This is a genomic window from Aquabacterium sp. (assembly GCF_041915145.1).
In the GTDB taxonomy this organism is placed as follows: domain Bacteria; phylum Pseudomonadota; class Gammaproteobacteria; order Burkholderiales; family Burkholderiaceae_C; genus Aquabacterium.
The window spans coordinates 50,151-72,965 of the sequence record NZ_JAYSBZ010000006.1 but is presented as its reverse complement, the minus strand read 5'-3'; the positions used below and the strand labels follow the sequence as shown (position 1 = coordinate 72,965).

General features: G+C 66.5%; 21 protein-coding genes. 13 read left to right on the top strand and 8 right to left on the bottom strand.

Annotated elements, in window-relative coordinates; genetic code table 11:
• The 10 genes from ACE3SS_RS02300 to dut form a co-directional block, all read left to right on the top strand.
• On the top strand, positions 1–526 hold a 526-nt coding region (locus ACE3SS_RS02300), incomplete at its 5' end, for a type II secretion system F family protein (RefSeq protein ID WP_374590845.1).
• A gap of 208 nt (positions 527–734) precedes the next feature.
• A complete protein-coding gene (locus tag ACE3SS_RS02295; protein ID WP_374590843.1) occupies positions 735–1,295 on the top strand; it encodes a type II secretion system protein in 561 nt (186 codons plus the stop codon).
• Positions 1,296–1,317: 22 nt separating this feature from the next.
• Positions 1,318–1,821 carry a Tfp pilus assembly protein FimT/FimU gene (locus ACE3SS_RS02290; RefSeq protein WP_374590842.1) on the top strand — a complete coding sequence of 168 codons (504 nt, stop codon included), beginning with the start codon at positions 1,318–1,320 and terminating at the stop codon, positions 1,819–1,821.
• A gap of 15 nt (positions 1,822–1,836) precedes the next feature.
• Entirely contained in the window at positions 1,837–2,415 is a 579-nt protein-coding gene (locus ACE3SS_RS02285) for a prepilin-type N-terminal cleavage/methylation domain-containing protein (RefSeq protein WP_374590840.1), read from the top strand.
• Positions 2,390–3,370 (top strand): type II secretion system protein, encoded by a 981-nt coding sequence (locus ACE3SS_RS02280; protein WP_374590838.1) that lies wholly within the window; start codon positions 2,390–2,392, stop codon positions 3,368–3,370. Before ACE3SS_RS02285 ends, ACE3SS_RS02280 begins: the two co-directional genes overlap by 26 nt.
• A gap of 17 nt (positions 3,371–3,387) precedes the next feature.
• Positions 3,388–3,888: a hypothetical protein gene (locus ACE3SS_RS02275; RefSeq protein ID WP_374590836.1), complete on the top strand. Its 501-nt coding sequence runs from the start codon at positions 3,388–3,390 to the stop codon at positions 3,886–3,888.
• A 117-nt stretch (positions 3,889–4,005) separates the two neighbouring features.
• Positions 4,006–7,194, top strand: coding sequence for a CHASE domain-containing protein (locus ACE3SS_RS02270; protein ID WP_374590834.1), 3,189 nt, complete (start codon positions 4,006–4,008; stop codon positions 7,192–7,194).
• 189 nt (positions 7,195–7,383) lie between these two features.
• On the top strand, positions 7,384–10,038 hold the full coding sequence (gene alaS, locus ACE3SS_RS02265; RefSeq protein WP_374590832.1) for an alanine--tRNA ligase: 2,655 nt from the start codon (positions 7,384–7,386) through the stop codon (positions 10,036–10,038).
• A 37-nt stretch (positions 10,039–10,075) separates the two neighbouring features.
• Entirely contained in the window at positions 10,076–11,308 is a 1,233-nt protein-coding gene (gene coaBC / locus ACE3SS_RS02260) for a bifunctional phosphopantothenoylcysteine decarboxylase/phosphopantothenate--cysteine ligase CoaBC (RefSeq protein WP_374590830.1), read from the top strand.
• Positions 11,305–11,754 carry a dUTP diphosphatase gene (dut, locus tag ACE3SS_RS02255; protein ID WP_374590828.1) on the top strand — a complete coding sequence of 150 codons (450 nt, stop codon included), beginning with the start codon at positions 11,305–11,307 and terminating at the stop codon, positions 11,752–11,754. The genes coaBC and dut overlap by 4 nt, the downstream gene beginning before the upstream one ends.
• Before the next feature lie 55 nt (positions 11,755–11,809).
• Here the strand turns inward: dut and ACE3SS_RS02250 are convergent, their stop codons facing one another.
• On the bottom strand, positions 11,810–12,331 hold the full coding sequence (locus ACE3SS_RS02250) for a peptidylprolyl isomerase (RefSeq protein ID WP_374590826.1): 522 nt from the start codon (positions 12,329–12,331) through the stop codon (positions 11,810–11,812).
• Between the two features lie 77 nt (positions 12,332–12,408).
• Between ACE3SS_RS02250 and ACE3SS_RS02245 the strand changes: the two genes are divergently transcribed.
• Positions 12,409–13,542 (top strand): JmjC domain-containing protein, encoded by a 1,134-nt coding sequence (locus ACE3SS_RS02245; RefSeq protein WP_374590849.1) that lies wholly within the window; start codon positions 12,409–12,411, stop codon positions 13,540–13,542.
• Between the two features lie 50 nt (positions 13,543–13,592).
• The gene (locus ACE3SS_RS02240; RefSeq protein ID WP_374590824.1) at positions 13,593–14,102 is read left to right on the top strand and encodes a hypothetical protein; all 510 of its coding nucleotides are present in this window, start codon (positions 13,593–13,595) and stop codon (positions 14,100–14,102) included.
• A 508-nt stretch (positions 14,103–14,610) separates the two neighbouring features.
• Here ACE3SS_RS02240 and bamC read toward each other — a convergent pair.
• From bamC to ACE3SS_RS02210, 6 genes are read right to left on the bottom strand one after another with little or no spacing between them, the layout of a single operon-like run.
• The gene (gene bamC, locus ACE3SS_RS02235) at positions 14,611–15,783 is read right to left on the bottom strand and encodes an outer membrane protein assembly factor BamC (protein ID WP_374590822.1); all 1,173 of its coding nucleotides are present in this window, start codon (positions 15,781–15,783) and stop codon (positions 14,611–14,613) included.
• 43 nt (positions 15,784–15,826) lie between these two features.
• Positions 15,827–16,708: a 4-hydroxy-tetrahydrodipicolinate synthase gene (dapA, locus tag ACE3SS_RS02230; RefSeq protein WP_374590820.1), complete on the bottom strand. Its 882-nt coding sequence runs from the start codon at positions 16,706–16,708 to the stop codon at positions 15,827–15,829.
• Positions 16,709–16,732: 24 nt separating this feature from the next.
• Positions 16,733–17,299: a class I SAM-dependent methyltransferase gene (locus ACE3SS_RS02225; protein WP_374590818.1), complete on the bottom strand. Its 567-nt coding sequence runs from the start codon at positions 17,297–17,299 to the stop codon at positions 16,733–16,735.
• Positions 17,296–18,105: an SDR family oxidoreductase gene (locus ACE3SS_RS02220; protein WP_374590816.1), complete on the bottom strand. Its 810-nt coding sequence runs from the start codon at positions 18,103–18,105 to the stop codon at positions 17,296–17,298. Before ACE3SS_RS02220 ends, ACE3SS_RS02225 begins: the two co-directional genes overlap by 4 nt.
• Positions 18,106–18,160: 55 nt before the next feature.
• Positions 18,161–18,295 carry a hypothetical protein gene (locus ACE3SS_RS02215; RefSeq protein ID WP_374590814.1) on the bottom strand — a complete coding sequence of 45 codons (135 nt, stop codon included), beginning with the start codon at positions 18,293–18,295 and terminating at the stop codon, positions 18,161–18,163.
• Positions 18,292–19,527 carry an MFS transporter gene (locus tag ACE3SS_RS02210; protein WP_374590812.1) on the bottom strand — a complete coding sequence of 412 codons (1,236 nt, stop codon included), beginning with the start codon at positions 19,525–19,527 and terminating at the stop codon, positions 18,292–18,294. The genes ACE3SS_RS02215 and ACE3SS_RS02210 overlap by 4 nt, the downstream gene beginning before the upstream one ends.
• A 112-nt stretch (positions 19,528–19,639) precedes the next feature.
• Between ACE3SS_RS02210 and ACE3SS_RS02205 the strand changes: the two genes are divergently transcribed.
• A complete protein-coding gene (locus ACE3SS_RS02205; RefSeq protein ID WP_374590810.1) occupies positions 19,640–21,622 on the top strand; it encodes a DNA topoisomerase IV subunit B in 1,983 nt (660 codons plus the stop codon).
• On the opposite strand, the gene ACE3SS_RS02200 is transcribed toward ACE3SS_RS02205, so the two are convergent.
• A complete protein-coding gene (locus ACE3SS_RS02200) occupies positions 21,619–22,638 on the bottom strand; it encodes a PEP-CTERM sorting domain-containing protein (protein ID WP_374590808.1) in 1,020 nt (339 codons plus the stop codon). The genes ACE3SS_RS02205 and ACE3SS_RS02200 overlap by 4 nt on opposite strands.
• Positions 22,639–22,815: the final 177 nt, after the last annotated feature.

The window sequence follows — 22,815 nt, the reverse complement described above, 5'->3', positions numbered from 1 at the left end:
CGTGCTGGCGGCCATCGGCTGGCACCTGTTCGTCGGCTCCGACTCGGGCCGCCTGGCGTGGGACCGCACCAAGCTGCGCCTGCCCATTGCCGGCGAGCTCATTCAAAAAGGCGTGCTGGCGCAAGCCACGCGCAGCCTGTCGCTGGTGTTTCGCAGCGGCGTGCCGGTGGTACAGGGGCTGACGCTGTCGGCACAGGTGGTTGACAACGTCTATGTGGGGCAGGCGCTGGCTGCCATGCGCAGCCAGGTGGAGCGGGGCGACTCGCTCTTGTCGGCCAGCCAGCGCAGCGGCGTGTTCACCCCGCTGGTGCTGCAGATGATCATGGTGGGCGAGGAGTCGGGCTCGCTCGGCGAAATGCTCGACGAGATCGGCCAGATGTACCAGCGCGACATGGAATACGGCCTCAAGACGCTGTCGCAAAAGATCGAGCCCATCTTGCTCGTGGTGCTGGGCGCCATGGTGCTGGTGCTGGCCCTGGGCGTGTTCTTGCCGATGTGGGACCTGGGCAAGGCGGCGCTCCACTGAGCGGCCCCTCGGTGGCACGGCAGGTGCCCCCTTGAAAAGCCTCGAAAGGGGGTGTGCCGCGGGGCTTTTCACGCCTTTACTCAAAAAATTGGGTAACAGAATTTAAGTAAGGGCCCGAGCAGTCGATATCCCCGACGTAAAGCCTTGTGGTTGGCGTGAACCTGGTCACGCAGCGGCGGCGCGCGGCGCCACTTTTTGGAGAATTCACATGAAACGAACAGCTCAACGCGGCTTCACGATGATCGAACTGATCGTCGTCATCGTGATCCTGGGCATCTTGGCCAGCGTGGCGCTGCCTCGTCTGACCAATATGCAGCGCGACGCGCGCATCGCAAAGCTGAACGCGGCGCGCGGCTCGGTGGCGGCGGCTGCGGCGATGGTGCATGGCGCGGCGCTGGCGCGTGCGGGTCAAGGCAACAACACCTGCTCGAATGGCGCGGTTGCGAATGCGACTGCCGCTGGCGGCGGCACGGTTTGCGTCGAAACCGGCCGTATCGCTATCGTCAACTCGTATCCGCAAGCACTTGCCACAACGGCAGCGAACGGCGGGATCATCTCGGCCGCAGGCCTTGTCCCTCCCGGTGCAGCGGCCAACACGGAAGGCTACAACATCATTAACGGTGGAGCAGGTGCTGGTGCCGTGGTGACCGTGCAGGTCATCGGCGGGGTAAACCAGGCAACGTGCTTCTTTACCTACACGGCGCCGGCAGTTCCCAATGGCGCCGCTGTGGTGAGTGGCAATATTCCGGCCAACATCGCAGGGTGCTGAATCCCCGTGACTGGAATCAATCATGAGATCGGCTTGCCAACGTGGATTCACCGCGGTTGAGCTGATCGTCGTCATCGTCGTGATGGGTATCGTGGCGGCGTTGGCGGCGCCCAGCCTCGTGCAATGGAACTCCATTGACGAGCTGGGCTTTCGTGCTGATCTGCGGGCCATGCTGCGGCATGCCCAACGTTTGGCCGTGACGCAGAACCGCGATGTGTGCGTGCTGCTGTCGCCGGCTGCCGGCGCGGCCCAGGCGCTCTACGGCGCCGGCAACGTCTGCGACGCGACCGCGCCCGTGGCCGATCCGACGGACGGCCAGCCTTACACGATTCAGGCACCCAAAGGGCTCGCCTTGGTCGCGCAGCAGGTCTACTTCACCAAGGGCACTGGCGCGCTGTGGCCCACGCCGGCCGGCAACCCCAGTCGGCAAGGGCTCACGATCGGCTCGCTGCCCGCTCCGGCTCTGTGGGTGCACAGCGAAACGGGCTTCGTCGACTGCAACACCGGCTCGGCGCTGGTGTGCTGAGAGTTCGGAGGTCTCATGACTGACTTCCGGTCTCATCAACGCGCGATGCTGCGAGGCTTCACGCTCATCGAAGTGCTGGTGGTGATCGTGGTCATCGGCGTGGCGGCGGTCACGCTCACCACGCTGTCGATGCGCGGCAGCACGCAGTCGGCGCAGGCCTTGCACGAGCAGCAGACGCACGCCTTGGCTGTGGCGTTGCTCGACGAGGCCGAGTCGATGCCGTTCACCTACTGCCAGCCCCCCGAGACGGCCAACAGCGTGGCGGCTTGCACCGTTCCTGAGGCGGTGGGGCCCGAAGGCGGCGAAGTGCGCCTGAGCGCCACGCCGCTCAACAACGTCAACGACTACAACGGCCTGGTGCTGGCGGGTGGCACCTTGCGCGACGTGGCCAACCAGTTGCTCAGCGCCAATCTGATTCAGCTCACCAATTGCACGGCGAGTTTCACGGTGCAGCCAATCGCGCTGGGCACGATCACCGTGGCTTCGGGCGACGCGCTGCAGGTGTCGGTGCTGGTGCGGTGTCCAGACTACAACGTGCAGTCGCAGGTCGACGGCATCAGGGTTCGCTATGCACCGAATCAGGTCGCGTACTGACGTCGCCGCGCGGCTGCGGCAGGCCGGCTTCACGCTGGTCGAGATGATCATCAGCCTGGCGCTGATGGGCATCGTCGCGATGGTGATGATCCCGCTGCTGCAGATGCCGATGAACGGCTACATCGACGCCCAGCGCCGCAGCGAGCTGCAGGCGCAGATGGACCTCATTCGCGTCAAGCTCACCAACGATCTGGCCAACGCCTTGCCCGGCAGCGTGCGGGTGACGCAGGTCGGCGCCAATTCGTACCTGGAATTCATCGAGGTCAAGGGGGTGGCGCGGTATCGCACCTCTAACACAGGCGGGCCCGGTTATTGCACACCCGCTTGTGGTGCAACCGACAAGTTGAGCACCAGTTGCGCGGAGAACTGCTTCACCACGCTGGGCCCGTTCAACCCCTACGGCACCGGGACGGGCGCCGTGGTGCCTCAGCGGGGCGACTACGTGGCGGTGCTACCGAGCGCAGGGTCCATCTCGCCGCCGGCCTACGTGACGACCAACAACTCGCCTACCGTCCTGCTGACGGCTGTGTCTCCCCCACAGGCAAATGGCAGCGTCGGCCTGCGCTTTAACGGGCACACATTCCAGGCCGACGACCCCAACAAGCGTGTCTACCTGCTCAAGTGGGCCGTCAGCTACGTGTGCACCGCCGGTACCGCCGCCAACACGGGCACGCTGACCAAGCGCTGGCGGTACGGCATGGCCTTGAATCAGACCACCGTGTTCGGTGCTGCCGTGAACAACGCCACCTTGTCCACCCGTATTGCACCAGGCGCCGCGCCGGGCGCCAACCCGTGTCGCTTCTATGTGTCGCCGACTCCGGGGCCGGCCTTGGTCGCGCCGCAGAATCTGCGGCAGACCGTGTCGCTGCAGATCAACCTGGCCACGATGTCGGGCGCGGGCGTGGTGACCGAGCAGACGCAGGCCGACATGCAATTCGCGGTGCGGGAGCCTTGACGATGATGCGGCGAGCCATGCAACGCAGCCAGACGCAACGTGGCGTGTCCGCCGTGCTGCTGGTGGCGATGATCGTCTTCCTGGCCATGCTGACCACGTTCACGCTGCACTTCGTGGGCGCCACGCAAGGGGCGCAGACCAAGAGCGTGGCCCTGGCCCGCGTCAGGCAGGCCGCGCGCACGGGCCTGGAGTGGCAGCGCTTCAAGCTGCTCAACGGGGCGTCGCCGGCCGATGCCGTCACGGTCTGCCCGGGCACGGCCAATCTGGTCGTGCCGCTGAGCAGCGGCAACGTCACCGTGACGCTGGTTTGCAATCGCACGCCCACGGCGGCGACGGTGCACACCGACAACGTTGCCACGTACACCTACGCCTACACCGCCACGGCTTGCTGGCCCGGCCCCACTGCAGCGAGCTGCCCCGAGCCCGATGGGAACAAGGGCACCGATTACGTCGAATACAAGTTGTCGGGCCAGGCGGCATGCTCCACCAGCGGCGCGGCCAGCACCTGCACCTGGTGATCCGCCGCACGGCGTTGCTCGCGTAAACCCCTGCCCAGGCGCGCTCCGCCGCTCTAGCGCAAGGCCGTCCGCCGGTGCTACGCTGCGCTCATCCCCCGAACTCGCAGGTGCCGGTGCATGTCTATCGCCACGGTCAAGCAGTCCTACGTTGGGCGTTTTGCTTTCGCGTATCTGGCCTACACCCTGTTCGGTGTCGTGTGCCTGTTCTTCGCTCATCGGGTCGATCACATCTCGCCGCTGTTTCTTCCGGCGGGCATCGCGTTGGCGGCGATGCTGGTGTGGGGCGTGTCGATGTGGCCGGCCGTGGCGCTGGGTTGCGGCACGGTGGCCATGTTGGCGCGGTTGCTCGAGTACGGCGCAGTGTCGTCCAACGCCTGGGTGTTCGGGCTGGTGTGCGGCCTGGGCGGGGCGGCGCAGGCCTGGCTGGGCGTGGTGCTGGTGCGGCGCTTCGTGTCGCGGCCGCTCACGCTTGAGGAGCCTCGCGACATCCTCTGGTTCTTGCTGCTTGGCGGGCCGGTGGCGTGCCTGTTCAACAGTGCCTTGGCGGCGGGGGCGATCGAGTGGCTGCGGTTGTCCCCCGAGGCGGGCCCGTGGGGGGTGTTTCTCACGTGGTGGTGCGGCGACACCCTCGGCGTGCTGATCGCCGCGCCGGTCATGCTCACGGTCATGGGGGAGCCCGCCATCGCCTGGCGGCATCGGCGCCGCACGGTGGCGCTGCCCATGGTGTTCACGACGATCATGATGGCGCTGGCGCTGCTGCAGGTGCGCCAGTGGGACGTCAGCCGCATGAGCGCCGTGTTCGAGCGCGACGCGGCTTCGTCTTTCAGCGAACTGCGCATGCGAATGCAACGCTACGTCGACGCGGTCGAGGCGATCAACGGGGTCTATGCGGCGTCGGACGATGTGACGCGCGACGAGTTTCACCGCGCCGTCGAGCCCTGGATGGCCGACATGCCGGGCCTGCAGGCGCTGGCCTGGGCCGAGCCGGTGGCGCGCGCCGATCGCGCGCGCTACGAGGCCGCTCAGCAGCGCGAGGGCGCGGTCGGGTTCAGGGTCTTCGATGTGCCGGGGCGTCGCGAGCCCGCGGGTGACGAGTGGGTGGTTGTGCGCTACGCCGAGCCGATGGCGCACAACCAGACGGTGCTCGGGCTCAACGGCCGTTCGATGCCCTTCGTGCAGCCCACCATCGATCGCGCGCTCACGTCGAGCCAGACGGTGATGTCGGCTCCGTTCCCGTTTCTGGCGGTGCGGCAGCCTCAATACGGCGTGGTGATGGTGCGGGCGATCTACAAGCGCCGCCCTCCGCCGCTGCCGGCAACCTTGGCCGACGTGTCGGGCTTCGTGTATGCCGCCGTACGCATGGACGACGCCGTGGCCAACTTGCTGGCCGGGGTGCCGCCTTACCTGGCTGCCTGCCTGGTGGATGCCGACCCGTCGCTGGCTTCGGCGCGGGTCAATCTGATCGACCGGCCCGAATGCCATTCCGACGCCTACGAGCGGTCGGCCTTGCATCAGACCCGCACCTTGTCCTTGATGGGGCGCTCCTGGCAGATGCGGTTGTGGGCGCGCGACCGGGTGCCGGTGGTTGCCGAGGGCTACCACTGGCTGCTGGGCGTGGCCGGGGTGGCCTTCTCGGCGTCGATGGGGCTGCTGCTGCTGTCCATGACCGGGCGCACCCGGCGCATCGAGGTGGCCGTGAAAGACCGCACCGCGCGGCTCGAATTCGAGATCGCCGAACGCCATCACACCGAGCAGGCCCTGCGCGAGAGCGAGCAGCGCTTCAGGGCCATTTTCGACAGCGTGCCGATCGGCGTGGTCTACACCGATCTCGGCGGCACCATCCGCCAGGCCAACCCGGGCTTTTGCCAGTTGACCGGCTACCCCGAGCCAAGCCTGGTGGGCATGTCGCTGGACATGCTGGCGCACCCCGATGACCGCGAGCTCGACGGCGGCCTGCGCGAGCAGTTGTTGCGCGGCGAGACCTCGGTGGTCACCCGGCGACAGCGCTATCTCACGCGATCGGGGCAAACCCGCCAGGTGCAGTTGAGCATGCGCCTGTTGCACAACGGCGCGGTGCACCCGCTAGGCCTCGTGGGCGTCGTCGAAGACGTGACCGAGCGCGCGCGGCTGCAAGAGGCCGAGCGCGCTCGCGAGGCGGCCGAGGCATCGAACCGCGCCAAGAGCGAATTCCTCTCGCGCATGAGCCACGAGCTGCGCACGCCGCTCAACGCGATGCTCGGCTTCGCCCAGTTGCTCGATCTCGATGCCCAGGAGCAGCTGTCGCCCGGGCAGAAGGAGCGTGTCGGCCAGATCCAGCGCGCCGGCTGGCATCTGCTCGAAATGATCAACGACGTGCTCGATCTCTCGCGCATCGATGCCGGCACGTTCCGGCTCGACCCGCGCCCGCTGGTCGTGGCGGATCTGGTTGACAGCGCCTGCCAGCTTGTCGAGCAGCAGGCGCGACGCCGCAACGTGCGCGTCACCTGTTCGCGCGAGGGGTTGGCGGTGCCGCTGGTGCTCGCCGATGCCACCCGCGCCCGGCAGATCCTCACCAACCTGCTGTCCAACGCCGTCAAGTACAACCGCGAAGGCGGCTCGGTGGCGGTGCGGGCGCAGGTGAATTCGAGCACCGAGCTGGCCATCGAGGTGAGCGACACCGGCCTGGGCATGACGCCGGCCCAGCTGCGCGAGCTCTTCCAGCCGTTCAACCGACTGGGGCGCGAGCGCAGCGCCACCGAAGGCACCGGCATCGGCCTGGTCATCAGCCGGCGTCTGGCCGAACTGATGGGCGGCTCGCTCACGGTGCGCAGCGAAGCCGGGCAGGGGTCGACCTTCGTGCTGACCTTGCCGCTGGCCGCCAGCGCGGCCATCGATGCGCCCGAGCCCGAGTCGCCCTACGCGCTGGCGCAGGCCGTCTACCACCGCCGGCGCGTCATCTACATCGAAGACAACGAGGCCAACGCCAGCGTGATGGCCGGGGTGTTCACGCAGCGCCCGCAAATCGACTTCGAGATCTGCAGCAATGCCGCCGAAGGGCTGGCGGCCATCGACCGCAACCTGCCCGATCTCATCTTGCTCGACATGCACCTGCCCGACTTCTCGGGCATGGACGTGCTGATGCGGCTCAAGTCCGACGCGCAAACCGCCGGCGTGCCGGTGGTGATGGTGTCCGCCGACGTGCTGGCCGACCAGATCCAGGAGGCGCTGGCCCTGGGCGCGGCGCAATACCTCACCAAGCCCATCGACGTGGCCGAGGTGCTCGCCGTGGTCGATCAGCTGCTCGAGCAGATCGAAACCGTGAGTTGACCCTGGTGGCTCACAGGCCGGCGCCGGGCCGCGCGCTGTCACAGGGCGCTCTCTATAATCAAAAACTTTGCCAAATCAAGCACTTAACCTGTACGCGGGTGGTGCTTGCGGCGGTTGATCCTGCCTCTGCTGCAGGCGCTCAGCCCGGCCGTTGCGCAACGACCCGAACCACACGAGAGAGCACCCCGCATGAAAGCCGCCGAGATTCGCGCCACCTTCCTCAAGTTCTTCGAGTCCAAGGGGCACACCATCGTGGCCTCCAGCCCCGTGGTGCCGGGCGACGACCCCACGCTGCTGTTCACCAACGCTGGCATGAACCAGTTCAAGGACGTCTTCCTCGGCTTCGACAAGCGCGCCTACACGCGCGCCACCACGGCCCAGAAGTGCATCCGCGCCGGCGGCAAGCACAACGATCTCGACAACGTCGGCTACACCGCGCGCCATCACACCTTCTTCGAGATGCTGGGCAACTTCTCGTTTGGCGACTACTTCAAGCACGACGCCATCCAGTACGCCTGGGAGCTGCTGACGAAGGTCTACAAGCTGCCGCAAGAAAAGCTCTGGGTCACCGTCTACGCTGAAGACGACGAGGCCTACGAGATCTGGAACAAGACGGTGGGCGTGCCCGCCGAGCGCATCGTGCGTATCGGTGACAACAAGGGTGCGCGCTATGCAAGCGACAACTTCTGGATGATGGGCGACACCGGCCCCTGCGGCCCCTGCACCGAGATCTTCTACGACCACGGCCCCGACGTGGCCGGCGGCCCCCCGGGCAGCCCCGATGAAGACGGCGACCGCTACATCGAGATCTGGAACAACGTGTTCATGCAGTTCAACCGCGACGAAGCGGGCGTGATGCACAAGCTGCCCAAGCCCTCGGTGGATACGGGCATGGGCCTGGAGCGCATCACCGCCGTGCTGCAGCACGTGCACAGCAACTACGAGATCGACCTGTTCGTGAACCTGCTGGCCGCGTCGAAAGCCGCAGTCGATGCAGCCGGTGCGGCGGGCTCGGGAACCGATGCCTCTGGCACCGGGTGCGACAAGGACAGCCCGAGCCTGAAGGTCATCGCCGACCACATCCGCGCCTGCTCGTTCACGGTGGCCGACGGCGTGATCCCGAGCAACGCCGGTCGCGGCTATGTGCTGCGCCGCATCGCGCGCCGCGCCATCCGCCATGGCTACAAGCTCGGCGCACGCGGTGCGTTCTTCCACAAGCTGGTGGCCGCGCTCGTCACAGAAATGGGCGACGCCTACCCCGAGCTGCGCCAGAACGAGAAGCGCATCACCGAAGTCCTGAAGACCGAGGAAGAGCGCTTCCTGCAGACCATCGCCCACGGTATGGACATCCTCGAGGCCGCGCTGGCTGGCGGCGCCAAGGTGGTCGATGGCGAGACCGCCTTCAAGCTGCACGACACCTTCGGCTTCCCGCTCGACCTCACGGCCGACGTCTGCCGCGAGCGCGGCGTGACGGTCGATGAAGCTGGCTTCAACAAGGCGATGGCGCACCAGAAAGAACAGGCCCGTGCCGCCGGCAAGTTCAAGATGGCCGCCGGCCTCGAATACTCGGGCGCGGCCACAGCCTTCCACGGCTACGAGCACCTCGTGTGCGAGCACTCGAAGGTCACGGCGATCTACGTCGATGGCCAGCCGGTGCAGGTCGCACGCTCGGGCGACGACGCCGTGATCGTGCTCGACCACACGCCGTTCTACGCCGAGAGCGGCGGTCAGGCGGGTGATACCGGCGAGCTGCGCAACGGCACCAGCCGCTTCATCGTCGAAGACACGCAGAAGATTCAGGCCGACGTGTTCGGCCACCATGGCTCGGTGGCTGAGGGCGAGATCAAGATCGGCGACCAGTTCGTCGCGAAGGTCGATGCCGACCAGCGCGCCCAGACCGTGCGCAACCACAGCGCCACGCACTTGATGCACAAGGCGCTGCGCGAAGTGCTCGGCGCCCACGTGCAGCAGAAGGGCTCGCAGGTCACGGCCGATCGCACCCGCTTCGACTTCGCCCACAACGCGCCGCTGACGGCCGAAGAAATCCGCGAGGTCGAAGAGCTGGTCAACGCCGAGATCCTGGCCAATGCCGACGCGCAGGCCCAGGTGATGGCGCTCGACGACGCGCAAAAGAGCGGCGCCATGATGCTGTTCGGCGAGAAGTATGGCGAGACGGTGCGCGTGCAGACCATCGGCTCCAGCAAAGAGCTGTGCGGCGGCACACACGTCAAGCGCACCGGCGACATCGGCCTGTTCAAGATCGTGGCCGAAGGCGGCGTGGCAGCAGGCATCCGCCGTGTCGAGGCGGTGACGGGCGGCCATGCGCTGGCCTATCTGCAATCGCTCGAATCGACGGTGAACGGCCTGGCCGGCACGCTCAAGGCGCACCCGGGCGAACTCGGCAACCGTGTCAACCAGGTGCTGGATCAGGTCCGCGCGCTTGAAAAAGAACTCGCCCAGCTCAAGGGCAAGCTGGCCTCGGCCCTGGGCGACGAGTTGGTCGCCCAGGCGGTGGATGTGAAAGGCATCAAGGTGCTGGCCGCCACGCTCGACGGCGCCGACGCCGCCACGCTGCGCAACACCATGGACCAGCTCAAGAACAAGCTCAAGACCGCCGCCATCGTGCTGGCTGCCGTTGACGGCGGCAAGGTGCAGATCGCTGCGGGCGTCACCGCCGATTCGATTGGCAAGGTAAAGGCCGGCGAGCTCGTCAACTTCGTCGCCCAGCAAGTCGGCGGCAAGGGCGGCGGCAAGCCCGACATGGCCATGGCCGGCGGCACCGACGCGTCCAAGCTCGGCGCGGCTCTCGCTAGCGTGCAAGGCTGGGTGGCCGAGCGCCTGTAAGCGCTGCGGTGTCTGTGCAGTTCGCCAAAGGCCGACCATGACCGAACGACTCGATCTCCAAGGCCGCCACATCGTGCTCGGCCTCACGGGCGGCATCGCCTGCTACAAGTCCGCCGAGCTGTTGCGCCTGCTGGTGAAAGCCGGCGCCACCGTGCAGGTCGTTATGACCGCCGCGGCCGAGCAGTTCATCACCCCGGTGACGATGCAGGCGCTGTCCAACCGCAACGTCTACTCTAGCCAGTGGGACGCGCGCGAGCCTAATGCGATGGCGCACATCAACCTCTCGCGCGAGGCCGATGCCGTGCTGATCGCGCCGGCCAGCGCCGACTTCATCGCCAAGCTGGCGCAAGGTCGGGCCGACGAGTTGCTCAGCCTGCTGTGCCTGGCGCGCCCGGCTGAAACCTGCCCGCTGCTGCTGGCCCCGGCGATGAACCGCGAGATGTGGGCCCACCCCGCCACGCAGCGCAACGTGGCGCAGGTGGTGGCCGATGGCGCGCGCATCCTCGGCCCCGGCACGGGCGACCAGGCCTGCGGCGAGGTGGGTGACGGCCGCATGCTCGAGCCGGCCGAATTGCTCGAAGACGTGATCGCGTTCTTCCAGCCCAAGAGCCTGGCGGGCAAGCGCTTGCTCTTCACCGCCGGCCCCACGTTCGAGTCCATCGACCCGGTGCGCGGCATCACCAACCACAGCAGCGGCAAGATGGGTTTCGCGCTGGCGCGCGCGGCAGCCGAGGCAGGCGCCGACGTGACGCTGATCGCCGGCCCGGTGCACCTGCCCACGCCGCGAGGCGTCAAGCGATTCAACGTGCAGTCGGCCCAGCAGATGTTCGACGCGGTCGTGCCCCAGGCTACGCAGTACGACGCCTTCGTCGCCACCGCCGCCGTGGCCGACTGGCGCCCGGCGAGCTTGAGCGAACACAAGATCAAGAAAGAAGGCAAGAAGGTTGCGCCGACTTTCGAGCTGACCGAAAACCCCGACATCCTCGCCGCCGTCGCTGCCTTGCCCCAGCCACCTTATTGCGTGGGCTTCGCCGCCGAGAGCGAGAACCTGCTCGAACACGCGCGTGCCAAGCTGCAACGCAAGCGCGTGCCGATGATCGTCGGCAACCTCGGGCCCGCCACCTTCGGCAGCGACGACAACTCGCTGTTGCTCGTCGATGCGCAAGGCCACCGCGCCTTGCCCGAAGACGGCTCACGCGTCGACAAACTCACGCTCGCGCGCGCCCTGGTGCGCGAGATCGCCCAGCGTCTTTCTTCTCAAACAGCATGACCCCGATCGACCTACAGGTGCTCGACCCCCGCATGGCCGAGCAGTTGCCCGCCTACGCCACGCCGGGCAGTGCCGGCCTCGACCTGCGCGCCGCGCTGGACGCACCGCTGGTGTTGCAGCCGGGGCAGACCCTGCTCATTCCCACGGGGCTGGCGATTCACATCGGCGACCCGGGCTTGGCGGCGATGATCCTGCCGCGCTCGGGGCTGGGTCACAAGCACGGCATCGTGCTGGGCAATCTGGTGGGCTTGATCGATTCGGACTACCAGGGGCAGCTCATGGTGAGCTGCTGGAACCGAGGCCGCGAGGCTTTTACGGTGCAGCCGATGGAGCGCATCGCGCAGCTCGTGATCGTGCCGGTGGTGCAGGCGCAGTTCCGCGTGGTCGAGAGCTTTGAGGCGAGCGATCGCGGCGCAGGCGGTTTCGGTTCGACCGGACGCGGCTGAAGCCATTGAACCGGCCGGACTCCGCCGCAGGGCGGTCCGGCCAGGGCCGCATCGGTCAATGTAGGTGCTTGGCTGCCGGCGCGGTGTGCAGCACCGTCACGACCGACTCCGCCACCGAGCCTCGCTCAATTTCGTCATCGGTGGCTGCGCGCACGCCGTGCACCTTGATGTCCAGCCGAATGGCAATGCCGGCCAGCGGGTGGTTGCCGTCGAGCACCACGTGGTGCTCGTAGACCTCGGTGACCGTGTAGATCGCGTCTTTCGGCAGGTCGGGCGTGGTCGAGCCCTCGGGCGGGCCGTCGAACTGCATGCCGGGTTCCACGCCATCCGGAAAGATCTCGCGCGCTTCGAAAAACACCAGGTCGGCGTCGTACTCGCCGAACGCGTGCTCGGGCTCCAGGTGGATTTGAAGGTCGTCGCCCATGGTCAAGCCTTCGAGGGCTTCTTCGACCTTGGCAAACAGATCTTGCCCGCCAAAGTAGAACTCGACCGGCGCTTCCAACTCGTCGATCAACTGGCCTTGGGTGTCTTCAAGTCGCCAAGTCAAGCTGACGACGCAGGGTTTGGAAATCAACATTCGCGCATCATCGCATGACGCATTGCATGCAAGGCCGTGGCGCGGCCTTCACAATGCGGGCCATGAGCACTTCACCCTTGAAAATCGATCAGCCGACCGCGCTGCTGGGGGGGCTCAGCGCCGCCCAGTTCATGCGCCGCCATTGGCACAAAAAGCCGTTGTTGGTTCGCCAGGCTCTGCCAGGAGCGCAATCTCCGGCAACCCGCGCCGAGCTTTTCGCGCTGGCCGCGCAAGACGACGTCGAGTCGCGCCTGATCGTGCGCGAAACACTGCGGCCCGACAGCGACTGGACCCTGCGCCGCGGCCCCATCCCGCGCCGCGCGCTGCCCAAGCTCGATCGGCCGGGGTGGACGCTGCTGGTGCAGGGGCTCGATCTGCATCTTGAAAGCGCCCGCGCGCTGCTGGAGCCCTTCCGCTTCGTGCCCGATGCCCGGCTCGACGACTTGATGATTTCGTACGCCACCGATGGTGGCGGCGTCGGCCCGCACTTCGATTCGTACGACGTCTTCTTGCTGCAGGTGCATGGCAAGCGCCGCTGGCGCATCGGCCGCCTGCCCAACCCGGAGCTGCGGCCCGACGTGCCGCTGAAGATCCTCACCAACTTCGAGCCCGAGCACGAATGGGTGCTGGAGCCTGGCGACATGCTCTATCTGCCACCAGGTTGGGCGCACGATGGCATTGCCGAGGGCGAGTGCATGACGTGCTCGGTGGGCTTTCGTTCGCCGTCGCGCACCGAGCTGGCCCGCGAGGTGCTGGTGCGCCTGCTCGAGGCGGCCGAGACGCCTGATGGCGACCCGATTTACCGTGACCCGAAGCAAGACGCCACCACCGAGCCCGGTCGCATGCCGGCGCACTATCAGGCGTTTGCCGCCGAGGCCGTCGCCAAGCTTCTGCAATGCGATCCACATGCTGTCGACAAGGCGCTCGGCGAGTATCTCTCCGAGCCGAAGGAGGGGGTGTGGTTCTCGCCCATCGAGGTGTCGCTCCATGGCCAAGGCCTGCGGCTCGATCGGCGCACACGCATGATGTACGACGATCGGCACATCTACGTCAACGGCGAATCGTGGCGGGCGGCGGGGGCCGATGCCCGCTTGATGAAAAAACTGGCGGACCGCCGCGAACTGACTCCGCAAGACTGGCAGAGAGCCAGCCCGGATGCGCAAGAATTGCTCACCCAATGGGCCGAGGATGGCTGGCTGCACCCGGTGTAGGCCGCCGCTGATCACGACCCATCGGGATCCTTCAACGGAGCGTCAACACCATGAGCGACACTGCATCGAATCTTCCGGCCGAAGGGCGCTTCGAGGGGCTGCCCGCCTTTCAGCAGGCCGTGCGTGAGGCGCTGGCCGCCGCAGCGCATGACCAGCATCGTGAGTTGGTGCTTTGCGACCAGGATTTCGCCCATTGGCCGCTTGGCGAACGGGCGGTGGTTGAAAGTTTCAACCAGTGGGCGCTGGCTTCTCGCAATGGGCGCTGCGTGTTGTTGGCGGCGCACTTCGATGCGTTTTTTCGGGCGCATCCGCGCTGGGTTGAGTGGCGCCAGCTGTGGTCGCATCGCGTGGTGTGTTTGCAGGCACCGGACGAGTTCGCTGCCGATGTGCCATGTTCGGTGTTGGTGCCGGGTGCGTTGTCGGTCGAGATGTTCGACCCGGATCACTATCGAGGCATGGTCAGTCGCGATCCCTTGCGTTGGCGAGCATTGCAAGAGAAAATTGATGCGATTTCACAACGCTCAAGCGAGACCTTCCCCCCGACCACACTCGGATTATGAGGGGAAGCCCGGCCCCACGTATAATGGCCGGCTAGGCATGGAAATGCTCGAGCGTTCCAAGTCTTTATGGGACTCGTGCTAACCCTCAGGGTTCCATCAATTACCGGTAATTGTTTGACACTTTAAAGAGGACATAAGGATGAAAAAGTCGCTTCTGTTGGCTTCCGTGATCGCTGCTATGGCTCTGGTCGCCTGTGAAAAGAAAGAAGAAGCTCCGGCTGCTCCCGCTTCGGAAGCTTCGGCTGCTGCTCCTGCCGCTTCGGAAGCTTCGGCTCCCGCCGCTGCTGCTTCGGAAGCTTCGGCTCCCGCTGCAGACGCTTCGGCTGCTGCTCCTGCCGCTTCGGAAGCTGCTTCGAAGTAATCGATTCCTCTGGAACGATGCAAAAAGCCGCCTCAGGGCGGCTTTTTTGTTTCTGCGGGGTGTGGCGCGAAGCGCTGCGGCCCGGCAACAAAAAAGCCTGGACGATATGACTTGTCCAGGCTTTTTGCTGTGGCGTCTCGCTGAGGCTTACTTCAATTCGTCAACCAGCAAGCGTGCAATGCGCTGGGCTGCATCGGAGTTGTCAGCCTGCCCCTGGTTGTTCACGACCGACACCGTCGTGACGCTGGTGGCGCGAGTCAGTGCGATGCGATAGCGCTGTTGATCGGCTGTGATCGGCTTGGCGCCAAACAGGCGAGCAAAGAAGCCCGGATCACCCTGACCCACCTTGGTCGGGTCGACGTAGCGAACGAAGTACATGCCCTGCGTGCGATCGCGGTCTTCAACGGTGAACCCGCCACGATCGAGCGCCAGGCCCACGCGACGCCATGCGCGGTCATAGTCGTCGTCAACCTGCAGCGAGGTGGACGAGCCGGCCGCTAGGCGCGCGCGGGGCGCCGCAGCCGGGGCAGTCGCCACCGATTGCACGGCAGCTCCGGTGGTTTGCGGCGTGGCAGTCTGTCCGCCCAGCGCCAGCATCAGGCGACCCAGCATTTCGGCTTCAAGGCTGGGGTCGTTGGGGCGTGTCTCCCAGTGCGTGGAGCCGGCGACGCCATTGCTGACGACTTCAGCAACGCCGCTATGGCTGATGAAGATGTCGGTGCCCTGCGCGGTGCGTTCGATCCGGGTACGGAAGCGATCGCGTTCGCCGGTATCGGACAAGCTGTTGATCAGGCCGCCGAGAGTGTTTCGCACCACATCCTTGGGCAGCTTCGCGCGGTTTTCAGACCATTCGGTTTCAAGAATGCCCAGTTCGGACTGGTCGATCGAATACTTGAAGCCTTGCTCCAGCCAGAAGGCGTGCACGAGGGGCCATACCTGATCGGCGGGTAGGGTGGAGGCGATCCAGCGCTGGTTGCCGCCACGTTCAATGCGGGCCGAGCCGCTGGTGCGGGCCGCCAGCTGGGTGGCAGCGGCGGTGGCATTTTTCGTCTTGCCGGCATTGGTGGATTGCATGCTGCTGGCGCTGACCACGCCGCTGCTGTTTTGATAGCGCGAGGTGCCGAGCTGCGAAAGATCCGGTGGCACATCGAGCGGGGCGGTTTGCGTGCCACCGTTGCGGTAATCGATGTTGCTCGACGACAAGGAGCTGCTGTTCCAGGTGCAGGCCGCCAGCGAGGCGCAACCCAGCAGTGCGGCCAGGCGGCCGGCTTGGGCGATGGCGGTGAGGGCGAACGCGCGGTGTGGTGAGGTGGAGGGCATCGGTTCGTGTGCGGTGAAGAGGTTCTGAACGGCTCAGGGGACGTCAGAGGACGCCGGCTTCGCGCAGGGCTTGCTCGACCACGGCCTGGTTGGGGCCGGACAACTCGGTCAGCGGCAGGCGCAGCGTGCCGCCAGCCTTGCCCATGCGCTTGAGAGCCCATTTGACCGGGATGGGGTTGGGCTCGACAAACAAATGCTTGTGCAGCGGCAGCAGCTGCATGTGCAACTCGGTGGCGCGCTTGACGTCTTTGGCCATGGCCGCCTTGCAGAGTTCGTGCATGCCACGCGGCGCCACGTTAGTGGTGACGCTGACGTTGCCGTGGCCGCCCATCAGCATCAGGGCGACGGCGGTCGGGTCGTCGCCCGAGTAGATGCCGAAACCGGCGGGGGCTTCCTTGATCAGCCAGATGGCGCGGTCCAGGTTGCCGGTGGCTTCTTTGACGCCGATGATGCCGGGCAGCTTGGCCAGGCGCAGCACGGTTTCGTGGGCCATGTCGGCCACAGTGCGGCCGGGCACGTTGTAGAGCATCACCGGCAGGTCCACCGCCTCGGCGATGGTCTTGAAGTGCTGGTAGATGCCTTCTTGAGTCGGCTTGTTGTAGTAGGGCACGACCTGCAGCGTGCAGTCGGCGCCGACCTTCTTGGCAAAGCGCGTGAGCTCGATGGCTTCGGCGGTGGAGTTGGCACCGGCGCCGGCCATCACGGGCACGCGCCCGGCGGTCTGCTCGACGGCGACGCGGATGATCTCGCAGTGCTCTTCGACGTTGACCGTGGGCGACTCGCCCGTGGTGCCGACCACGCCGATGCAGTCGGTGCCTTCGGCGATGTGCCAGTCGATCAGTTTGCGCAGGGTGGGGTAATCGACGCTGCCATCTTCATGCAGGGGCGTGATGAGCGCGACGATGCTGCCAAGGATAGGTTTCATGCTGGGCCTCTTGAATCGATCATTCTACCCAGGCCGGTGGGGCCATTCGGGCAGCTTTGCGGGCTCGTCGTCAGCCTGCAAAGCGGCGGCGCGGCGGGCTGCCAGGCGCTGCACCACACGGTCGGGCTGACTCAGCCGTCCGCTCTCGTAGCCCAGCACTTGCAAATCGGTTCCGACCGCGTCGAGCAACTCGCCCGGGCGCAGCAAAAAGTCAGGGCGGCTCGGGCGGCCGAAGCGCTCGTTGCCCGATGCAAAGGTTTCGTAAAGCAGCACGCCCCCCGGCGCGACGGCCTGGATCAGCGTGGGCAGCAGCGGGCGCCACAAGTAGTTGGTGACGATCACCGCGTCGAAGCACTCGCCATCGAAGGGCCAGGGGCCGTTTTCGATGTCGGCCACCACGACGCGGGCGCCATTTTTCAGGGATTCGACGGCTGCGGCGTCCCGATCGACGCCCGTCAGCCGCAGATCGGCCTGTTGCTGCGCCAACCAGCGCAGGTGGCGGCCGTTGCCGCAGGCCACGTCCAGCACGCGGGCGCCGGTCGGGATCAGGTGGGCCCAGCGAACGATCCAGTCTGACGGTGGGTTGGTCATTGCGGCGGGTGGACCTCGGCGCTCAGCGCGGCCAGGGCCATGCGATCGACGAAGCTCGGCGCCAGCAACTTGAGCCAACGGCTGAGCTTGCCCTTGAGCGTCATCACCACGTCGCGCTGGCGCCGCTCGGCGCCCTCGAGGATCAATTGCGCGCAGGTCTCGACCGACATCGCGCCGCGCTCATCGAGCGAGCTGGTGCCGAGCGGCTGCCCGTGGGCGTTGAAGCCCCGGCTGCGGATCTCGGTGGTCACCACCCCGGGGTAGGCCACGGTGACGCTCACCCCGTGTTGCGACAGCTCGACGCGCAGCGCCTCGAAGAAGCCGTTCATCGCGAACTTGCTGGTGCTGTAGGCCGTGCGCCCCGGCACGCCCACCAGCCCGGCCAGGCTGGACACGGCCACGATGCGGCCCCGGCTGGCTTTGAGGTAGGGCAGCGCGGCGTGCGTGCACCAGATGCTGCCCCACAGGTTGATTCGCATCAGCTGCTCGTACCAGCCCAGGTCGGTGACCTCGTCGAGCAGGGCGTGCGCCGAGATGCCGGCGTTGTTGATGAGCAGGTCGATGCGCCCGTAGGCCTTGACGGTGGCGTCGATCAGCGCGCGGCAGGCCGCCTGCTCGGCCACGTCGGTGGGCTGCACCAGCACGTGCGCGCCGTGGCTGCGGCAGCTGGCGGCCACGTGTTCGAGCTTGTCGGCGCTGCGGGCGGCCAGCACCAGGGCGATCTGGTTGCGGCCGGTCTCGGCGAGCTGCCGGGCCATTTCGGCACCGATGCCGTCTGACGCGCCGGTGATGATGACGACTTGCATGGTGGCACTCACCGAAAAAAAGGTGGGACTCGGCTGGAGCCGCTGAGGGGGTGCTTCAGAAGCACGCCCACAGGCGCGTGGCGAGATCCAGCATCAACCCCGGTTGCAGGTAGGCCGCGAACGTCAGGCCCAGCACCAGCAGGGCGGCCGCGATCAGGGCCGGCTTGCGCCAGCGGGGCGGGCCGATCATGCCGCAGCGCCGGCGGGCCGGGCGAGGGCGGTTTCCCGCACCGGCTGATTGATGCATGCCGCGAACACGCCCAGCGCCACCGCGATCCACCACATCAGGCGGTAGCTGCCGGTGGCGTCGTACAGCCGCCCGCCCAGCCACACACCCATGAACGAGCCGACCTGGTGCGACAGGAACACCAGCCCGCCCAGCATCGACAAATGCTGCACCCCGAACACCTGCGCCACGATGGCGTTGGTGGGCGGCACGGTGGACAGCCACAAGAAACCCATCACCGCCGCGAACACGCTGACGGTGAGCGGCGAGATCGGCGTGAGCACGAAGATCGTGATGACCACGGCGCGCAGCAGGTAAATGGTCGACAAGATGTGCCGCTTGGCAAGCTTCTGTCCCAGCGAGCCGGCCGCGTAGGTGCCGAAGACGTTGAACAGGCCGATCAGCGCCAGCGCGGTGCTGGCCACCTGCGGCGCCAGGCCCTGATCCTTCAGATAGCTGGGCATGTGCACCGCGATGAAAACCACCTGAAAGCCGCAGACGAAGTAGCCTGCCATCAGCAGCAGAAAGCTCGGCGTGGCGAAAGCCTCGCGCAGTGCCGCACCCACCGTCTGACCGGCAGCGCCGTGGCGCGCGGCGTGCAGGCCAGGCTCGCGCAGGCCCCAGGCCAGCGGCACGATGATCAGCGCGGCCAGCCCCAGCGTGACCAGCGCGTTCTGCCAGCCCAAGTGGCCGATCAGCGCGCTTTCGACCGGCACCATCAGGAACTGGCCGAACGACCCCGCCGCGGCGGCCAGACCCATCGCCCAGCTGCGCTTCGCCGGCGCCACGTTTCGGCCGATCACGCCGTAGACCACGGCGTAGGTGGTGCCCGATTGCGCCACGCCGATCAGCACGCCCGTGGTGGTGGCAAAGGCCAGGTTGGACGTCGAGAAGGCCATGCCCGCCAGGCCCAGCGCGTACAGCACGCTGCCTGTGAGCAGCACGCGAAACGCGCCCCAGCGGTCGGCCAGCATGCCCGCCAGCGGCCCGGCCAGGCCCCAGACGAGGTTTTGCAGCGCCATTGCGAAGGCGTAGTGCTCGCGCGTCCAGCCGCGCTCCATCGTGATGGGCGCCAGCCACAGCCCGAAGCCGTGGCGAATGCCCATCGACAAGGTGACGACCAGCCCGCCGCACAGCAGCACCTGGAGCAGGGGCAGCGCGGCGGGGCGCGGAGCTGAGTGGGGGGCGGCAGACATCGTCGGACTCTAACCAGCCGCGTCGCCAAGTGTGCGTGTGTGGACTTGTGCACACGGGGGGCAAACGGGGGGCGGACAGGGTGCCTCGCCCGCATCCCTAGAATTCGCCCCCATGGCTACCAAACCGACCGACAAACCTGCCGCCTACGGCGAAGCCTCGATCCGCGTGCTCAAGGGCCTGGAGCCCGTCAAGCAGCGGCCGGGCATGTACACCCGCACCGACAACCCGCTGCACATCGTGCAGGAGGTGATCGACAACGCTGCCGACGAAGCCCTGGCCGGCCACGGCAAGAAGATCGCCGTGACGCTGCACACCGACGGCTCGGTGAGCGTGGACGACGAAGGCCGCGGCATTCCGTTCGGCCTGCACCCCGAAGAAGGCGTGCCGGTGGTCGAGATCGTGTTCACCCGGCTGCATGCCGGCGGCAAGTTCGACAAAGGCTCGGGCGGCGCCTACAGCTTCTCGGGCGGCCTGCACGGCGTGGGCGTGAGCGTGACCAACGCGCTGGCCAAGCGACTGCAGGTGAGCGTGTGGCGCGAAGGCCAGCAGGCCACCTTGACCTTCAGCGGCGGCGACGTGATCGAGCCGCTCGTGGTGGCCAAGTCGCCATCGGGCAGCCGCAAGAGCGGCACCAGCGCCCGCGTGTGGCCCGATGCCAAATACTTCGAGAGCGCCGAGCTGCCGAAGAACGAGCTGATCCACCTGCTGCGCAGCAAAGCCGTGCTGATGCCGGGCGTGACGGTGACGTTGACTACCGAGAAGACCGGTGAGACGCAGACCTGGCTCTACAAGGGCGGCCTGCGCGACTACCTGAGCCAGACGCTCACGGCCGACCCGGTGATCCCGCTCTTCGAGGGCGAGCATTACGCCGAAGCGGGCGAGACCGAGAACTTCGCCGAAGGCGAGGGCGCGGCATGGGCCGTGGCCTTCACCGAAGACGGCGCGCCGGTGCGCGAGAGCTACGTCAACCTGATCCCGACGGTAGCGGGCGGCACGCACGAGTCCGGCCTGAAAGACGGTTTGTTCAATGCGGTGAAGAGCTTCATCGAGCTGCACGCGCTGTTGCCCAAGGGCGTGAAGCTGATGCCCGAAGACGTGTTCTCGCGCGCCAGCTTCGTGCTGAGCGCCAAGGTGCTCGATCCGCAGTTTCAAGGTCAGACCAAGGAGCGGCTCAACAGCCGCGACGCGCTGCGCTTGGTCGCTACCTACGTGAAGCCCGCGCTCGAACTCTGGCTGCACCAGCACGTGGACTACGGCAAGAAGCTTGCCGAGCTGGCCATCAAGCAGGCCCAGACGCGCCAGCGCGCCAGCCAGAAGGTCGAGAAGAAAAAGGGCTCGGGCGTGGCCGTGCTGCCCGGCAAGCTCACCGATTGCGAGAGCCGCGACGTGAGCATCAACGAGCTGTTTCTGGTCGAGGGCGATTCGGCCGGCGGCAGCGCGAAGATGGGTCGCGACAAGGAATATCAAGCCATCCTGCCCTTGCGCGGCAAGGTGCTGAACTCATGGGAAGTCGAACGCGACCGCCTCTTCGCCAACAACGAGATCCACGACATCTCAGTGGCCATCGGCGTGGACCCGCACGGCCCGAACGATGAGCCCGATCTGAGTGGCCTGCGCTACGGCAAGATCTGCATCCTGAGCGACGCGGACGTTGACGGCTCGCACATCCAGGTGTTGCTGCTGACGCTGTTCTTCCGGCACTTTCCGAAGCTCATCGAGCGCGGCAACATCTTCGTGGCGCGGCCGCCGTTGTTCCGGGTGGATGCGCCCGCGCGCGGCAAGAAGCCGGCGGCCAAGCTGTACGCGCTGGACGAAGGCGAGCAACTGGCCATCCTCGACAAGCTGCGCAAGGAGGGTTGCCGCGAGGGCAGCTGGACGATCAGCCGCTTCAAGGGCCTGGGCGAGATGAACGCCGAGCAGTTGTGGGACACCACCCTCAACCCCGACACGCGCCGCCTGCTGCCCGTGGCCTACGGCGACATCGACTTCGGCGCAACCGAGGTCTCGTTCAACAAGCTGATGGGCAAGGGCGAAGCCGCGTCACGCCGCGAGCTGATGGAACTGCACGGCGATTCGGTCGAGATCGACGTTTAAGCGCGGTGGTTGCTGCGGGCGGCTACCGCCCCCAGCAGACCCAGGCCAGCAAGCATCAGAGTCCAGGTTTCAGGCTCCGGCACGGCAGGCGCCGAGTAGGCCGCGCTGTAGTCGAACCCCGAGTTGGACGTGACCGAGGTCAGCGCCACGGGGTTGCCAAACCAGTCGGTGGCCGTGACGCCGCCCCAGGCCAGCGTGTGGCTGTAGTCGGCCGTGATGGCGTTTTGCGAAAGCTGCACGGTGTCGCACAGCCCGCCTGTGGCCGGGCAGGGGGCAAAGCTGCCGCCGTTGTCGGTGCGCACTTTCATCCAGTACAGCAAGGTGCTGGCCTGGCCGGAGTAGACCGTGAACGAGAAGGGGATGTCTACGGCAGTGCCGGGCACCCAGCCGTAGGTGTAGTGCCCCGTGGCGTCTTTCACCGTGCCATTGCTGTCGCCGATCCACTCCGCGGCTGAGCTGCGCGGATTGAGGCCGGTGCCACCCACGTGAATTTCGGCGTAGCCCGTGCCCGTGATGTTGCCGGTCAGCTTGAGCGTGCCGGAAATGATCAGCATGTTCTGATACACCGACTGGCTTGTAGTGAACGTGGCCAGGTCTTCGAATTCAGCTGTGGCAATGGCGCTGGCGCTGGCGCCGACATTGGTGCCGGGCTGTGCGACGGCTTGGGCCTCGGTGCCCGCAGACACTTTCAGCACGCCCGCTTCGGCTCGCGAGAAACCAAAGCCGCTGGCAAAGCCGTAACCATCGTGGTTGGTGCCGGTATTGGCGCCGCCTGCCACTTGCACGGGGCTGGGCAAGGTGGTGGAGCCGGAGTACTGGTAGGAGCTTTGCAGATCACTGGCGCCAGGGACGGTGACGGCGCCCTGGTTGGGAGCGGTCACGGCCTTGAGGCTCACGCCGTAGCTCGCGAAGTTGTGCGGAGTGGCTGACGCCAGGGCCGGGATGGCTGCGAGGCCACCGATACTCAAAACGCGGGCGACTGAGCGCCAGAGCGCGGGGGCTTGAACTGCAACCATGACTGCTTCCCTGGTGAGGTTGACGACTGCGTCGATTAAAAAAGAGGCAGCGGGTTACGTCCATCCCTAACGAGCGCCGATATTCGGTGCCAATGCGGTGCAATTTTGCGTCGCTCTACGTCTTGGGTGTAGGTGGGGGCAGCGCCTGCCATGGTGCGTCTAAACTTCCAGCCCCGA

Excerpts from the sequence above, each read along its gene's own strand:
- alaS (WP_374590832.1), top strand. The coding sequence starts at position 7,384 with ATGAAAGCCGCCGAGATTCGCGCCACCTTCCTCAAGTTCTTCGAGTCC.
- ACE3SS_RS02225 (WP_374590818.1), bottom strand. The coding sequence starts at position 17,299 with ATGACCAACCCACCGTCAGACTGGATCGTTCGCTGGGCCCACCTGATC.
- ACE3SS_RS02280 (WP_374590838.1), top strand. The coding sequence starts at position 2,390 with ATGCACCGAATCAGGTCGCGTACTGACGTCGCCGCGCGGCTGCGGCAG.
- ACE3SS_RS02240 (WP_374590824.1), top strand. The coding sequence starts at position 13,593 with ATGAGCGACACTGCATCGAATCTTCCGGCCGAAGGGCGCTTCGAGGGG.
- ACE3SS_RS02250 (WP_374590826.1), bottom strand. The coding sequence starts at position 12,331 with ATGTTGATTTCCAAACCCTGCGTCGTCAGCTTGACTTGGCGACTTGAA.
- ACE3SS_RS02275 (WP_374590836.1), top strand. The coding sequence starts at position 3,388 with ATGCAACGCAGCCAGACGCAACGTGGCGTGTCCGCCGTGCTGCTGGTG.
- ACE3SS_RS02215 (WP_374590814.1), bottom strand. The coding sequence starts at position 18,295 with ATGATCGGCCCGCCCCGCTGGCGCAAGCCGGCCCTGATCGCGGCCGCC.
- ACE3SS_RS02270 (WP_374590834.1), top strand. The coding sequence starts at position 4,006 with ATGTCTATCGCCACGGTCAAGCAGTCCTACGTTGGGCGTTTTGCTTTC.
- ACE3SS_RS02290 (WP_374590842.1), top strand. The coding sequence starts at position 1,318 with ATGAGATCGGCTTGCCAACGTGGATTCACCGCGGTTGAGCTGATCGTC.
- bamC (WP_374590822.1), bottom strand. The coding sequence starts at position 15,783 with ATGCCCTCCACCTCACCACACCGCGCGTTCGCCCTCACCGCCATCGCC.
- ACE3SS_RS02200 (WP_374590808.1), bottom strand. The coding sequence starts at position 22,638 with ATGGTTGCAGTTCAAGCCCCCGCGCTCTGGCGCTCAGTCGCCCGCGTT.
- ACE3SS_RS02205 (WP_374590810.1), top strand. The coding sequence starts at position 19,640 with ATGGCTACCAAACCGACCGACAAACCTGCCGCCTACGGCGAAGCCTCG.
- dut (WP_374590828.1), top strand. The coding sequence starts at position 11,305 with ATGACCCCGATCGACCTACAGGTGCTCGACCCCCGCATGGCCGAGCAG.
- dapA (WP_374590820.1), bottom strand. The coding sequence starts at position 16,708 with ATGAAACCTATCCTTGGCAGCATCGTCGCGCTCATCACGCCCCTGCAT.
- ACE3SS_RS02285 (WP_374590840.1), top strand. The coding sequence starts at position 1,837 with ATGACTGACTTCCGGTCTCATCAACGCGCGATGCTGCGAGGCTTCACG.
- coaBC (WP_374590830.1), top strand. The coding sequence starts at position 10,076 with ATGACCGAACGACTCGATCTCCAAGGCCGCCACATCGTGCTCGGCCTC.
- ACE3SS_RS02220 (WP_374590816.1), bottom strand. The coding sequence starts at position 18,105 with ATGCAAGTCGTCATCATCACCGGCGCGTCAGACGGCATCGGTGCCGAA.
- ACE3SS_RS02210 (WP_374590812.1), bottom strand. The coding sequence starts at position 19,527 with ATGTCTGCCGCCCCCCACTCAGCTCCGCGCCCCGCCGCGCTGCCCCTG.
- ACE3SS_RS02295 (WP_374590843.1), top strand. The coding sequence starts at position 735 with ATGAAACGAACAGCTCAACGCGGCTTCACGATGATCGAACTGATCGTC.